The 12,777-nt window shown below is 38.8% G+C and carries 17 protein-coding genes and 1 pseudogene; 12 read left to right on the top strand and 6 right to left on the bottom strand.

Going from position 1 to position 12,777, the window contains the following annotated elements; all coding sequences use genetic code 11:
* Window positions 1-61 precede the first annotated feature (61 nt).
* The 3 genes from SMSK597_RS06270 to SMSK597_RS06280 all read right to left on the bottom strand — a co-directional run bounded on the left by SMSK597_RS06270 (window position 62) and on the right by SMSK597_RS06280 (window position 1,997).
* Window positions 62-886, bottom strand: coding sequence for a peptidylprolyl isomerase (locus SMSK597_RS06270; RefSeq protein WP_000731903.1), 825 nt, complete (start codon window positions 884-886; stop codon window positions 62-64).
* Window positions 887-1,191: 305 nt separating this feature from the next.
* Complete coding sequence (locus tag SMSK597_RS06275) at window positions 1,192-1,416, bottom strand: helix-turn-helix transcriptional regulator (protein WP_001041095.1); 225 nt, start codon at window positions 1,414-1,416, stop codon at window positions 1,192-1,194.
* 2 nt (window positions 1,417-1,418) lie between these two features.
* Window positions 1,419-1,997 carry a hypothetical protein gene (locus tag SMSK597_RS06280; RefSeq protein WP_000749553.1) on the bottom strand — a complete coding sequence of 193 codons (579 nt, stop codon included), beginning with the start codon at window positions 1,995-1,997 and terminating at the stop codon, window positions 1,419-1,421.
* 579 nt (window positions 1,998-2,576) lie between these two features.
* On the opposite strand from SMSK597_RS06280, the gene rpsP reads away from it, so the two are divergent.
* The 8 genes and pseudogenes from rpsP to SMSK597_RS06320 all read left to right on the top strand — a co-directional run bounded on the left by rpsP (window position 2,577) and on the right by SMSK597_RS06320 (window position 6,542).
* A complete protein-coding gene (rpsP, locus tag SMSK597_RS06285; RefSeq protein ID WP_000268759.1) occupies window positions 2,577-2,849 on the top strand; it encodes a 30S ribosomal protein S16 in 273 nt (90 codons plus the stop codon).
* A 19-nt stretch (window positions 2,850-2,868) separates the two neighbouring features.
* Window positions 2,869-3,108, top strand: coding sequence for an RNA-binding protein KphA (kphA, locus tag SMSK597_RS06290; protein WP_000379617.1), 240 nt, complete (start codon window positions 2,869-2,871; stop codon window positions 3,106-3,108).
* A 44-nt stretch (window positions 3,109-3,152) separates the two neighbouring features.
* Window positions 3,153-3,479: pseudogene (locus tag SMSK597_RS06295) on the top strand (MazG nucleotide pyrophosphohydrolase domain-containing protein).
* A gap of 7 nt (window positions 3,480-3,486) precedes the next feature.
* Complete coding sequence (locus SMSK597_RS06300) at window positions 3,487-4,038, top strand: hypothetical protein (RefSeq protein ID WP_001090610.1); 552 nt, start codon at window positions 3,487-3,489, stop codon at window positions 4,036-4,038.
* A gap of 107 nt (window positions 4,039-4,145) precedes the next feature.
* Entirely contained in the window at window positions 4,146-4,934 is a 789-nt protein-coding gene (locus SMSK597_RS06305) for an alpha/beta fold hydrolase (RefSeq protein WP_000821030.1), read from the top strand.
* Window positions 4,935-4,964: 30 nt separating this feature from the next.
* Window positions 4,965-5,483: a ribosome maturation factor RimM gene (rimM, locus tag SMSK597_RS06310; RefSeq protein WP_001105884.1), complete on the top strand. Its 519-nt coding sequence runs from the start codon at window positions 4,965-4,967 to the stop codon at window positions 5,481-5,483.
* Entirely contained in the window at window positions 5,473-6,192 is a 720-nt protein-coding gene (gene trmD / locus SMSK597_RS06315) for a tRNA (guanosine(37)-N1)-methyltransferase TrmD (protein WP_000686931.1), read from the top strand. Before rimM ends, trmD begins: the two co-directional genes overlap by 11 nt.
* A gap of 11 nt (window positions 6,193-6,203) precedes the next feature.
* Window positions 6,204-6,542: an ATP cone domain-containing protein gene (locus tag SMSK597_RS06320; RefSeq protein WP_001196040.1), complete on the top strand. Its 339-nt coding sequence runs from the start codon at window positions 6,204-6,206 to the stop codon at window positions 6,540-6,542.
* 30 nt (window positions 6,543-6,572) lie between these two features.
* Here the strand turns inward: SMSK597_RS06320 and SMSK597_RS06325 are convergent, their stop codons facing one another.
* Window positions 6,573-6,893, bottom strand: a complete 321-nt coding sequence (locus SMSK597_RS06325; protein WP_001216091.1) for a hypothetical protein — start codon at window positions 6,891-6,893, stop codon at window positions 6,573-6,575.
* A gap of 98 nt (window positions 6,894-6,991) precedes the next feature.
* Between SMSK597_RS06325 and SMSK597_RS06330 the strand changes: the two genes are divergently transcribed.
* Window positions 6,992-7,207 (top strand): YdbC family protein, encoded by a 216-nt coding sequence (locus SMSK597_RS06330; protein ID WP_000807437.1) that lies wholly within the window; start codon window positions 6,992-6,994, stop codon window positions 7,205-7,207.
* 53 nt (window positions 7,208-7,260) lie between these two features.
* Here the strand turns inward: SMSK597_RS06330 and SMSK597_RS06335 are convergent, their stop codons facing one another.
* Both SMSK597_RS06335 and gor read right to left on the bottom strand, forming a co-directional pair.
* The gene (locus SMSK597_RS06335; RefSeq protein ID WP_000709042.1) at window positions 7,261-7,797 is read right to left on the bottom strand and encodes a biotin transporter BioY; all 537 of its coding nucleotides are present in this window, start codon (window positions 7,795-7,797) and stop codon (window positions 7,261-7,263) included.
* Between the two features lie 189 nt (window positions 7,798-7,986).
* Complete coding sequence (gene gor / locus SMSK597_RS06340; protein WP_001209601.1) at window positions 7,987-9,333, bottom strand: glutathione-disulfide reductase; 1,347 nt, start codon at window positions 9,331-9,333, stop codon at window positions 7,987-7,989.
* Between the two features lie 288 nt (window positions 9,334-9,621).
* Here gor and SMSK597_RS06345 point away from each other — a divergent pair, with 288 nt between their 5' ends.
* From SMSK597_RS06345 to SMSK597_RS06355, 3 genes are read left to right on the top strand one after another with little or no spacing between them, the layout of a single operon-like run.
* Window positions 9,622-10,827: an efflux RND transporter periplasmic adaptor subunit gene (locus SMSK597_RS06345; RefSeq protein ID WP_025169673.1), complete on the top strand. Its 1,206-nt coding sequence runs from the start codon at window positions 9,622-9,624 to the stop codon at window positions 10,825-10,827.
* Entirely contained in the window at window positions 10,811-11,512 is a 702-nt protein-coding gene (locus SMSK597_RS06350; protein ID WP_000811471.1) for an ABC transporter ATP-binding protein, read from the top strand. The genes SMSK597_RS06345 and SMSK597_RS06350 overlap by 17 nt, the downstream gene beginning before the upstream one ends.
* A 1-nt stretch (window position 11,513) precedes the next feature.
* Window positions 11,514-12,773 (top strand): ABC transporter permease, encoded by a 1,260-nt coding sequence (locus SMSK597_RS06355; RefSeq protein WP_001180431.1) that lies wholly within the window; start codon window positions 11,514-11,516, stop codon window positions 12,771-12,773.
* Window positions 12,774-12,777 lie beyond the last annotated feature (4 nt).

Consider the following 12,777-nt stretch of genomic DNA (forward strand, 5'->3'; position numbering starts at 1 on the left):
GACTTCGTCAGTTCTATCTACAACCTCAAAGCACTGCTTTGAGCAGCCTGCGGCTAGTTTCCTAGTTTGCTCTTTGATTTTCATTGAGTTTAAAATCGTAGTCTTTCACCACTTCGATGCTATCGATAGTAATAGCAGTCGTTGGCTTGTCTTTCTCATCTTTTTCGGCTTTGGCAATTTTATCTACAACATCCATACCGTCAATCACTTGACCAAAGACTGGGTGTTTGCCATCTAGACTAGGGTTTCCACCATCTTTGTAGGCTTCGATGATTTTCTTTGGATACTTGCTTGTAGGGAGTTTAGCAGAGGTATCTGTAGAGTTTTGGTTGATGAAGAACTGGCTGCCATTGGTGTTTGGTTGACCAGTATTAGCCATAGCAAGAGCACCACGGATGTTATAGAGATAAGGAGTAATCTCGTTTTTGAAACCAGTTCCCTTGTCTTTAGTCTTATCCTTGTCATGCCAGATGGACTGACCACCTGTACCGTCCCCTTTTGGATCTCCAGTTTGAACCATGAAGCCATCAATGACACGGTGGAAGGTAATACCGTTATAGTAGCCTTCTTTGGCATGAGTGAGGAAGTTTTCAACCGCTAGAGGAGCGAGTTTAGGGAAGAGCTTAATGCGGATATCACCTTGGCTTGTGTGGAGAATCACTTCGGCTTCATCTTCAGCAACTTCCTTAGATAGTTGTGGGAAATTGGCGTTTTCGTTTGTTAAAGCATCGTTTAACTCCTTGGCAGATTGGGCAGCTGCTTTGGAGCTTTCCTCAGCGGCCAAGCTAGAATCTACATAGTCATCACCACGCAAACTACGTTGGATGTTGCTACATCCAGCTAGAGCTACAGTGGATAGTAAAAGAAGGGTTGCTAGTTTTTTCATTCTATTCCTCTCAAAAATTCATTTCTACCATTGTACCCTAAAAGGAAGTGGATTTCAAATATTAGTGACAAGGTAGTTTAAGAGGAAGCCAACCAGAAAGTCGCTTGTTTAGGGGCATCAATACCATAAGTGTACTCAAAGCATTTTGGGAACTAGATCTTAAGAAAGCTCTTAAAGAATCACAATTAGTAAAGGTTAATTCGAAAGAATTACTATATTTTAAAAGAGCACATTTTCAAAGGATTTTTTCTTTTGCCTTCAATTCTTAATTAATCAATGAACTTAATACTAGGTCTCGAAAAGAATTATGTTTCCTCTTGCTGTCTGAGTTCAAAGAGGTCTTCTACTTTTAGATTAAAAACTTGAGCAATTTTAAGAGCCATTTCTAGCGAAGGATTGTAACGATTATTTTCCAAGTGCAGAATTGTCTCGCGTCGCATGCCGATGCGGTCGGCTAACTCCTGCTGGGTCATGCCTATGGACTCACGAACAGATTTGAGATTAGTAATAATTTTGCTTTCTTTGGCCATGCTTATCCTCTACGTTCCAAGATAAAATAGACAACCGCAAAGATGCAAATCAAGGCAGCTATGCTAATAAATATCTGTCCCATGTAAAGAGTGAGAGGCCCCATATACCCAATGATAACTGCTAGGATCGTCAGTGTGCCTAGTATAAAAACCAACATCAAGCTAGCTGCCTTTGCTAAATTAGCATAAAAGCGTTCGTCTGGAGTTTCCTTGACATTTTTTAAAGAGAAAAAACCAAATGCAATCACTTCAATAACGAGGCCAATTCCCAAAATCCATTCTTTAATACCAGAACTTTCGCTTGGGGTCGCAACCCAAATTCCTACTGTATAAAAAATGCTTGCTGCAAACAAAAATATCGTGTAAAGCTTAGCAGACAAGTCAAAAATAATCTTTCCCTTACCTTTCTGACTCTTATGTAGCCAGCTCCAAATAGCTACAATTTGACCTAACACTGAAATACCAGTAATAACTAACTTGGGTCCCCAACTAAGATTAGAACCAAATAAAACAATAAAATCAATAAAGAGAGCTACGGCAATCATTGCAATGAGGCCACGCATTTTTTGACTTTTTTTCATGATAGACTCCTTTTTTGTGTTATAAATATATAACACTTAAATTTTATGTTATAAATATATCACATTTGAATTTGGAAAGCAAGAATTTATGTGCCAAGATGGCAGTTATTTGGAAAATCTAGATACTCTATGAATCTCTACTTTTTTCTTAAACTGTTATAAAGTCTGTCAGAATAAGCTTTGTAGGTGTAGAAGTTAATTTTTACAGAACTAAATTATTCCCCTATTTAGAATCTATTAATTCATATTTTATAAATTAATTAGTAGATATCGTTCTTAAAATCCTTGATATTTCTCTTGGGAATGGGCTTGGGATTTAGAAGCCAAGTATCCAAATCTCGTTCAGGCGATATGAAGGGCTTAACTTGGTGGTCTTTATAAAATGTTTCTAAAATAGTATTTATGATATTCTCTTTCTGATTTGTCTTTAAAAATATAACAAATTTCTAAAAGGTTTAAAAATTTTATAGTCTGTCAAGTTTTTTTCTTGACACCTTTCAGAAATCTGCTATAATAGAACATGTGCTAAATAGCTCAGCTATTTCACCGAAATAAAAAATAAGAAAAGAGGCTTTAAAAATGGCAGTTAAAATCCGTTTGACTCGTATGGGTTCTAAGAAAAAACCTTTCTACCGTATCAACGTAGCAGATTCACGTTCACCACGTGACGGACGTTTCATCGAAACAGTTGGAACTTACAACCCACTTATTGCTGAAAACCAAGTAACTTTGAAAGAAGACCGCGTTCTTGCATGGTTGGCTGATGGAGCTCAACCTTCAGATACAGTTCGCAACATCCTTTCAAAAGAAGGTGTATTGAAGAAATTCCACGATTCTAAATTCTCAAAATAAGTTTAAAGTAGGTTGACAGATGGATACGATTGAAAATCTCATTATTGCGATTGTGAAACCCTTGATTTCACAACCAGATGCCTTAACTATCAAGATTGAAGATACACCAGAATTTTTGGAATATCATTTGGATCTTGATCAAAGCGATGTGGGTCGTGTAATCGGTCGTAAGGGTCGCACTATTTCTGCGATAAGAACGATTGTTTACTCTGTCCCAACTGAAGACAAAAAAGTAAGAATCGTTATTGACGAAAAATAAGAAGGGCGGGACAAATGTCTCGCTTTTTTTGCAAGGAGCAGGATATGAAGGATTTAACGTTTAGACAATTACAAGACTACTTACTCGAACATTACCAGTAGTCTCGAACTGAGGAAGGTCTCTTTATGAAGTTAGTGGAGGACGTCGGAGAAGTAGCTGAGGTTTTGAATGGTCGTTCTGGTAGAAAAGAGAGCGTTCAGGATTCTAACGAGGAATTAGCAAAAGAACTTGCTGATATTATTCACTACACTGTCGCAATCGCCACCATCAACGACATAGATCTAACCAAGACCATTTTTGAAAAAGACAAAAAGGCGGCTATCAAATATCAGCATGAACGAAATTTGGAAGGATTTTTGAGAGGAAACTGAAAAAAGAATGAATACTGATTGTGTTTTTAACATAGATTGGTCAGTATATATTGATTGGCTATTACGAATTTTACAGATTTCGACTTTTATTGCTGTAATTATAAAGATAACTTTCCAGAATAAGGTTTATATCAATAATATTGAAATAAAGGAAATTAAACCATTCGAGTTTGAATCTTTACATACAAATTTTCACTATATTCATGAATTTACACATAATATAAGTAGCAAACCTTTTAATCATTTGATTTTTTATCCCAAAGAAATTGATATTGAAATAGTAGAATTTTATTCTTTAAACTATGATTCAAGAAACGATTGTTTGATTGTAAATAATAAACGGCATACAGTTAAAAATTTAAAGAATTATACATGCTTATTGATTCATACAAATTTACCAGAGAATATGCCTAGTTTAAGAATGAAATGGAAAACAAGTCAGGGTGAAATTGGGGAATATACATTTTATAGCAATATGTATAACGGGAATGTAAATATCTTATCTTTCAAATATAAATTAACATTAAAGAGGAAAATATTAGCACTTTTTGGACTATAGCGGGCCCTCTATGTATTTTCCTCCAACTTGAGAAAATCCTTGGAACGTGATAAAATAAAGGATAAGGATTTTTAATAATTCATTATATAGAATGAGTGGATTTCTTTATGAAGAGGATTGAAGTATCTACAGAAATTGGTAGTCTCTCTGTTACTTATCAAAAGCAAAAGAAAGTGATAGTTTGTTTAAGTGGCGCAGGTTTGCTACCAAGTTATGAAAATTTTTCACTTATAATCGAAAAACTTCCTCCTACAATTGGTTATTTGACAATTGATTTTCCAAACACAGGTAGAAGTCCGATTCATGACCAAGCTGGAAAAAATCTAGATAATCTTGCAGATGCGGTTTATGAAGTACTTGAAGAATTAGGGATTTCTGAATATATACTTTGTGTACATAGTTTGAGTGGAATTTTAGCTTGTAAATTGCTCAACAAACTAATTAAGTGTCAGGCTTTAGTAGCAATGGAACCGACCACTAAAAAAGTCATGTTTGCTGATTTTTCAGAAAATCCTTATCCAGAAATGGAAGAGCAGATGAGGCTGATTGACGAGTGTGGTCCTGAACTTTATTTTAAGAACTTAACTCAAGAGACATTTAGCCCTGAAACTAATAAAGAAATCTGGGCAATAATGCAAGAAAAAGGCTCAGAGTTGGAAAATCAAGATTCAGGATTTCAGATATCTGGAGAGATTACTGAGGAAGATTTTGAGGATGTATCTATAGAAGCTCATATTCCTGTATTTGTTTTTTGTCAGCCTTATAGAGAAAAAGAGTACAGAGAATCAGAATATTGGACTTCCAATACTAAACTCATTTTAGGAGGGAATCACCATTATTTACAATGGTCAGAATCGGAAAAAATTGGGACTATTATTCGAGAATTGTCAGAATAAGATGGAAAGAAGGAGACTACGGGAGACAAGATGAACTACTTTAATGTTGGGAAAATCGTCAATACGCAGGGCTTGCAGGGTGAGATGCGAGTCTTGTCTGTGACGGATTTTGCAGAAGAACGGTTTAAAAAAGGGGCTGAGCTGGCCTTGTTTGATGAAAAAGATCAGTTCGTTCAAACAGTGACCATTGCTAGCCACCGTAAGCATAAGAATTTTGATATTATCAAATTCAAAGATATGTACCATATCAATGCTATCGAAAAGTACAAGGGATACAGTCTCAAGGTTGCTGAGGAAGATTTGAATGACCTAGACGATGGTGAATTTTATTATCACGAGATTATCGGTTTGGAAGTCTATGAGGGTGATAACTTGATTGGAACCATCAAGGAAATCCTGCAACCAGGTGCTAACGATGTCTGGGTGGTCAAGCGAAAAGGTAAACGTGACTTGCTTTTACCTTATATCCCACCAGTGGTTCTCAATGTTGATATTCCAAATAACCGCGTCAATGTGGAAATCTTAGAAGGGTTAGACGATGAAAATTGATATTTTAACCCTTTTTCCAGAGATGTTTTCTCCACTGGAGCACTCAATCGTTGGAAAGGCTCGAGAAAAAGGACTCTTGGATATTCAGTATCATAATTTTCGAGAATATGCTGAAAAGGCCCGCCATGTCGACGATGAGCCCTACGGGGGCGGTCAGGGGATGCTGCTCCGAGCCCAACCCATTTTCGATGCCTTTGATGCTATTGAAAAGAAAAATCCGCGCGTCATTCTCCTCGATCCTGCTGGAAAGCAGTTTGATCAGGCTTATGCTGAGGATTTGGCTCAAGAGGAAGAGCTAATCTTTATCTGTGGGCACTATGAGGGTTATGATGAGCGTATTAAGACCTTGGTGACAGATGAGATTTCCTTGGGGGACTATGTCCTGACTGGTGGAGAATTGGCGGCCATGACCATGATTGATGCTACGGTACGCCTGATTCCAGAAGTGATTGGCAAGGAGTCTAGCCACCAAGATGATAGTTTTTCTTCAGGCCTGCTCGAATATCCTCAGTACACACGTCCCTATGATTATCGAGGCATGGTTGTGCCGGATATTCTGATGAGCGGGCACCATGAAAAGATTCGTCAGTGGCGCCTGTATGAGAGTTTAAAGAAAACCTATGAACGCAGACCGGATTTGCTTGAACATTATCAACTGACAGCAGAAGAAGAAAAAATGCTGGCAGAAGTCAAAGAAAACAAAGAATAAAGGAGAAACCTATGCAAGTAATCAAACGTGATGGAGAAATTGCTGAATTTAATCCAGATAAGATTTACCAAGCTATCTTAAAAGCAGCTCAGACTGTCTATGTATTGACAGATGATTTGCGTCAAAACCTTGCACAAGTCACTAAGAAAGTGGTTTTGGATTTGGAAGAGGCCAAGGTGGAACGTGCGACTATCAGTATGATTCAATCTATGGTTGAACATCGTTTATTGGGTGCAGGTTACATTACCATTGCAGAACACTACATTTCCTATCGTCTACAACGTGACTTGGAAAGAAGTGGTTATGGAGATCATATCGCAGTTCATTTACATTTTGAACAAATTCGCTAAGAAAAAAGAGTGGGATGAAGCAACTACATCTCACTCTTTCTTAAATCTATTTTTTTGGGTTGTTTGGACAGTTGACGGGACAAATCGCAGGCGTTGAATATCGCTTATGCGGATAATACGGGTCACATTTTTGGCAAAATTTTTCACGATAATTTGCTGGCTTTGCTGATCGTATTTGATGATGTCACCTGTAAAGCTTGTCTCAGACAAGATAAGGTGAACAGCGGTTTGTTTCTGGATAGCCTCTTCAATAGTGGCTGTAAGGGAGTTGGTTTCAGTCTGGTCAGGTTGGTCATGTCCATTTAAAAAGTCATGTATTTTATCTAGAACTTGATGGAATTTATGTCTCATAGTGGCCTCCCTTCTTTTATATCAATATTATATAAAATTTTCCTAAAATCTACAAGATTTTACGAATAATCAAATGAAAGCTAAAAAAGGAGAAGAAAATGGCAGAATTTACATTTAAAATCGAAGAGCACTTGTTGACTCTTTCTGAAAACGAAAAAGGTTGGACCAAGGAAATCAACCGTGTGAGCTTTAATGGTGCCCCTGCAAAGTTTGATATTCGTGCTTGGAGCCCAGATCATACTAAAATGGGCAAAGGGATTACTCTCTCTAATGAAGAATTTCAAACGATGGTGGATGCCTTTAAAGGCAACTAAGTTTTCAAAATGAAAGAAAAGGATACTGAGTCATGATAACTCGATATCCTTTTTTAGTTAGTAAAGTAAGCCTGATTTTTAAGGCGTTGAAGTAGTGGACGGCTAATAAAACTAATAGCCAGAAGTTTACCAAGGTCTGGAATGATAAAGGGAATGACCCCCACAACAAGAGCTTTTTCAAATGCCATTCCAGCTAGAAAATGCAAGCTGAGAATCCCGCCGACAAAGACAAGGGCATCACCCAAGAGGTTTGCAAGAAAAATCTTGACAACACCACTCTTGCTGTTGGTTAGAGAGGAAGTAAGTCCAGAGTATACAAGATAAAACCAAAGATAACCCGCAGTAGGACCAACCAACGCCTGCAATCCTGCTCCACCTCCTGCAAAGACAGGAAGACCGATAGCACCTAGAAGAAGATAGAGTCCGACAGAAAGTACAGCCTCTCTAGGTCTAAAGACAGTGGCAATCAAGCCGATTGCAAAGTTTTGCAGAGTGAAGGGGACGGGTCCAATTGGAAGACTGATTTGTGCCAAAACAGCAATGAGAGCAGCCCCAATAGCAGGGATAGCATAAACATGAGCTTTTTTCAAAATAGTTAACCTCTTTTCTGATGTATAGTAACTATTATACTCGTAGAGTAATTATTGTCAACCTATTTTTATAGAAAAGGTAACAAAGACTGTAACGGCCGATTTTCCTGACTGGGTAAGTTTTTTTCATCGATTCGTAAATCATCAAAAAAGAAGCAGACACAGTTGTATCAGCTTCTTTTATTTCGATTAACGCATGGTTACAAATTCTTCAGATGCAGTTGGGTGAATTGCCACAGTTGCATCAAAGTCAGCCTTGGTTGCTCCCATTTTGATAGCAACAGCAAAGCCTTGAATCATTTCATCAACACCATAGCCAATTCCATGAAGTCCGACAACTTTTTCTTCTGAACCAGCTGTGATCAATTTGAAACGGGATTCTTGTCTATTGCCAGTAACGGCAGAGTACATAGATGCAAAGCTTGATTTGTAAACCTTGATTTGGTCTTGACCGTATTCTTTAATAGCTTGCTCTTCGGTCAATCCAACCGTTCCGATAGCAGGGTGTGAAAAGACAACGGTTGGAATAGTTGAGTAGTCCATTTTAGCAGTTGTTTTTCCGTTAAAGAGACGTTCAGATAAAGTACGCCCAGCCTTGATAGCAACTGGAGTCAGTTCCTTTTCACCTGTTACATCACCTAGAGCGTAGATTCCTTCAACAACAGTATTTTGGTATTCATCCACTTGGATAAAGCCACGTTCGTTCAGAGTGACTCCAGCTTTTTCAAGTTGCAAGCCCTTAACGTTTGGACGGCGACCCGTAGCCCAGATAACTTGGCTAGCTGTGTGACTAGTACCATCTTCAAAATGAATGGTAATGCCTTCAGCAGTTTTTTCTAACTTGACAGGGACTTTGTGAGTATGAAGTGGTAAGTTTGTTCTTTCCATTTCCTTGACCAAACCTTCAACGATGTAGGAATCAAAACCACGTAAAGGGCGATCACGGCGAACAAAGAGGTCTGTCTTGACACCAAAAGTGTGGAGTACGCCAGCCAATTCAACGGCGATATAACCAGCGCCTAGAATAGCAACTGACTCTGGCAATTCTTCCCAAGCAAATACATCATCAGAAGAGCCACCTAGCTCAGCACCAGGAATATTAGGAATACTTGGATGGGCACCTGTCGCAATCACGATATGTTTAGCACGAATCAGTTCACCATTTACGCTGACAGTATGAGAATCTACAAATTCAGCATGGCCTTCAATCAAGTCTACACCGTTACGTTTAAAACTGCCATCATAAGAAGAACGAGCGCGATCAATGTAGGCTTCACGATTGCGACGTAGGGTTGCAAAGTCAAAGTTAAGATTAGTAGTCTTAAAGCCGTAGTCTTCTCCAAATTGATGGAAAGTCTCAGCGATTTGCGCCCCGTACCACATGATTTTTTTAGGAACACAGCCGACATTGACACAGGTTCCACCTAATTTCTTTTCCTCAATAACGGCTGCTTTGGCTCCGTGTTCACCAGCACGGTTCATGGTAGCAATTCCTCCGCTACCTCCACCGATAGCAATGATATCATATTCTCTCATTGAAAACTCCTTTGTACTCTTTTAAATAGTCGAGTGTCTTTTTTGATAGTCATATTCTATCTTTTTTTTGATTTGATTGCAAAAATCTGCTACGTTCAAAAAATTTAAAGAAAAGGCTTGCAAAAAACAAAAATAAAGTGTATGATATAACTAGTACAATGATTGTAAAATAAATTCCGAACAATAATTAAATCCTGAAATGTCATTATTTCGTTCTGAAATGTTATTGTTTCAAATTGATAATTTTTGTATAATATTGTTAAGAACTTTAAATCAAAAAGGAGTTTCATTATGAAAAAGAATGGTAAAGCTAAAAAGTGGCAATTGTATGCAGCAATCGGTGCTGCCAGTGTAGTTGTATTAGGTGCTGGGGGGATTTTGCTCTTTAGACAACCATCTCAGACTGCTGTAAAAGATGAGGCTACTCATCTTGTTGTTGCCAAGGAAGGAAGCGTGGCATCCTCTGTTTTATTGTCAGGGACAGTAACAGCAAAAAATGAACAATATGTTTATTTTGATGCTAGTAAGGGAGATTTAGATGAAATCCTTGTTTCTGTGGGTGATAAAGTCAGTGAAGGGCAGGCTTTAGTCAAGTACAGTAGTTCAGAAGCCCAGGTGGCCTATGATTCAGCGAGTCGGGCAGTAGCTAAGGCAGATCGTCATATCAATGAACTCAATCAAGCACGAAATGAAGCCGCTTCAGCTCCGGCTCCTCAAGCCTCTGCGCCAGCAGGAGGAGAAGATGCAACGGTGCAAAGCCCAACTCCAGTGGCTGGAAATTCTGTTGCTTCTATTGACGCTCAGTTGGGTGATGCCCGTGATGCTCGTGCAGATGCAGCAGCGCAATTAAGCAAGGCTCAAAGTCAGTTGGATGCAATGACGGTTCTCAGTACCCTAGAGGGAACTGTGGTCGAAGTCAACCACAATGTTTCTAAATCTCCAACAGGAGCTAGCCAAGTAGTCGTTCATGTCGTAAGTAATGAAAACTTGCAAGTTAAGGGAGAACTGTCTGAATATAACCTCGCCAACCTATCTGTAGGTCAAGAAGTAACTTTTACTTCTAAAGTTTACCAAGATAAGAGCTGGACTGGTAAGATTAGCTATATCTCTGATTACCCTAAAAACAATGGTGAAGCAGCTAGTCCAGCTGCCGCAGCTTCTGGTAATTCTGGTTCTAAATATCCATATACCATCGATGTTACAAGTGAAATTGGTGATTTGAAACAAGGATTCTCAGTAAGTGTTGAGGTCAAAAATAAGAGTAAAGCCATTTTGGTTCCTCTAACAAGTGTTGTGAATGAAAATGATAAGAACTATGTCTGGGTACTTGACGAGCAGAAAAAGGCCAAGAAAGTGGAAGTTGGTTTGGGGAATGCTGATGCAGACAACCAAGAAATCACTTCAGGTCTGACAAATGGAGTTAAGGTCATCAGTAACCCAACGTCTTCTCTAGAGGAAGGAAAAGAGGTGAAGGCTGATGAAGCAACTAATTAGTCTAAAAAATATCTGCAGAAGCTACCGTAACGGTGATCAAGAACTGCAGGTTCTCAAAAATATCAACTTAGAAGTGAATGAGGGTGAGTTTGTTGCCATTATGGGACCATCTGGTTCTGGTAAGTCTACTCTCATGAATACGATTGGGATGTTGGATACACCAACTAGTGGAGAATATTATCTTGAAGGCCAAGAAGTAGCTGGACTGGGTGAAAAACAACTAGCCAAGGTCCGCAACCAACAAATCGGATTTGTCTTTCAGCAGTTCTTTCTTCTATCTAAACTTAATGCTTTGCAAAACGTAGAATTGCCCTTGATTTATGCAGGAGTTTCGGCTTCAAAACGTCGCAAGTTAGCTGAGGAATATTTAGATAAGGTTGAATTGACAGAACGAAGTCACCATTTACCTTCGGAATTATCTGGTGGTCAAAAGCAACGTGTAGCTATTGCGCGTGCCTTGGTAAATAATCCTTCTATTATTCTAGCGGACGAACCGACAGGAGCCTTGGATACCAAAACAGGGAACCAAATCATGCAATTATTGGTTGAACTAAATAAAGAAGGAAAAACCATTATCATGGTAACACATGAGCCTGAGATCGCTGCTTATGCCAAACGTCAGATTGTCATTCGAGATGGAGTTATTTCGTCCGACAGTGCGCAGTTAGAGAAGGAGGAAAACTAAGATGCAGAATCTGAAATTTGCCTTTTCATCTATCATGGCTCACAAGATGCGTTCTTTGCTTACCATGATTGGGATTATTATCGGTGTTTCATCGGTTGTTGTGATTATGGCTCTGGGTGATTCCATGTCTCGACAGCTCAATAAAAATATGACCAGATCTCAGAAAAATATCAGTGTCTTTTTCTCTTCTAAAAAAAGCAAAGATGGGTCTTTTACTCAGAAACAATCAGCTTTTACGGTTTCTGGAAAAGAAGAGGAAGTTCATGTTGAACCACCAAAACCGCAAGAATCTTGGGTCAAGGAGGCAGCTAAACTCAAGGGAGTGGATAATTACTATGTAACCAACTCAACGAACGCCATTTTGACTTATAAAGATAAAAAGGTTGAAAATGCCAATTTGACAGGTGGAAACAGAACTTATATGGAGGCTGTTAACAATGAAATTCTTGCAGGACGTAGTCTGAGAGAACAAGATTTCAAAGAATTTGCAAGTGTCATTTTGCTTGATGAAGAATTATCCATTAGTCTATTTGGATCTCCTCAAGAGGCTATTAACAAGGTTGTGGAAGTCAATGGTTTTAGTTATCGAGTCATTGGTGTTTATACTAGCCCAGAATCTAAAAATTCAAAAATGTATGGTCTTGGTGGCTTGCCTATTACCACAAATATCTCCCTTGCTGCGAATTTTAATGTAGATGAAATTGCTAATATTGTCTTTCGAGTGAATGACACAAGCTTGACTCAAACTCTGGGTCCAGAATTAGCACGAAAAATGACAGAGCTGGCTGGCTTGCAACAGGGAGAATATCAAGTGGCAGATGAGTCAGCTGTATTTGCAGAAGTTCAACAATCGTTTAGTTTTATGACGACGGTTATTAGTGCCATTGCAGGAATCTCACTTTTTGTTGGAGGGACTGGTGTCATGAACATCATGCTGGTTTCTGTTACAGAGCGTACCCGTGAGATTGGTCTCCGTAAGGCTTTGGGTGCAACTCGTGCCAATATTTTAATCCAGTTTTTGATTGAATCCATGATTTTGACCTTGTTAGGTGGATTAATTGGCTTGACAATTGCAAGTGGTTTAACTGCCTTAGCAGGTTTGTTACTGCAAGGTTTGATTGCGGGTATAGAAGTGGGAGTATCGATCCCAGTTGCCCTATTTAGTCTTGCAGTTTCGGCTAGCGTGGGTATCGTTTTTGGGGTCTTGCCAGCCAACAAGGCATCGAAACTTGACCCAATCGAAGCCCTTCGTTATGAATAAAAGG

Origin of the sequence: Streptococcus mitis SK597 (genome assembly GCF_000148545.1) — a bacterium.
Taxonomy (GTDB): domain Bacteria; phylum Bacillota; class Bacilli; order Lactobacillales; family Streptococcaceae; genus Streptococcus; species Streptococcus mitis_C.

Bases quoted from the DNA above. Each gene is read 5' to 3' on its own strand.
- SMSK597_RS06300 (WP_001090610.1), top strand. From the start codon at position 3,487: ATGAATACTGATTGTGTTTTTAACATAGATTGGTCAGTATATATTGAT.
- SMSK597_RS06280 (WP_000749553.1), bottom strand. From the start codon at position 1,997: ATGAAAAAAAGTCAAAAAATGCGTGGCCTCATTGCAATGATTGCCGTA.
- SMSK597_RS06275 (WP_001041095.1), bottom strand. From the start codon at position 1,416: ATGGCCAAAGAAAGCAAAATTATTACTAATCTCAAATCTGTTCGTGAG.
- SMSK597_RS06350 (WP_000811471.1), top strand. From the start codon at position 10,811: ATGAAGCAACTAATTAGTCTAAAAAATATCTGCAGAAGCTACCGTAAC.
- kphA (WP_000379617.1), top strand. From the start codon at position 2,869: ATGGATACGATTGAAAATCTCATTATTGCGATTGTGAAACCCTTGATT.
- SMSK597_RS06355 (WP_001180431.1), top strand. From the start codon at position 11,514: ATGCAGAATCTGAAATTTGCCTTTTCATCTATCATGGCTCACAAGATG.
- SMSK597_RS06325 (WP_001216091.1), bottom strand. From the start codon at position 6,893: ATGAGACATAAATTCCATCAAGTTCTAGATAAAATACATGACTTTTTA.
- SMSK597_RS06305 (WP_000821030.1), top strand. From the start codon at position 4,146: ATGAAGAGGATTGAAGTATCTACAGAAATTGGTAGTCTCTCTGTTACT.
- rimM (WP_001105884.1), top strand. From the start codon at position 4,965: ATGAACTACTTTAATGTTGGGAAAATCGTCAATACGCAGGGCTTGCAG.
- gor (WP_001209601.1), bottom strand. From the start codon at position 9,333: ATGAGAGAATATGATATCATTGCTATCGGTGGAGGTAGCGGAGGAATT.
- rpsP (WP_000268759.1), top strand. From the start codon at position 2,577: ATGGCAGTTAAAATCCGTTTGACTCGTATGGGTTCTAAGAAAAAACCT.
- SMSK597_RS06270 (WP_000731903.1), bottom strand. From the start codon at position 886: ATGAAAAAACTAGCAACCCTTCTTTTACTATCCACTGTAGCTCTAGCT.
- SMSK597_RS06330 (WP_000807437.1), top strand. From the start codon at position 6,992: ATGGCAGAATTTACATTTAAAATCGAAGAGCACTTGTTGACTCTTTCT.
- trmD (WP_000686931.1), top strand. From the start codon at position 5,473: ATGAAAATTGATATTTTAACCCTTTTTCCAGAGATGTTTTCTCCACTG.
- SMSK597_RS06320 (WP_001196040.1), top strand. From the start codon at position 6,204: ATGCAAGTAATCAAACGTGATGGAGAAATTGCTGAATTTAATCCAGAT.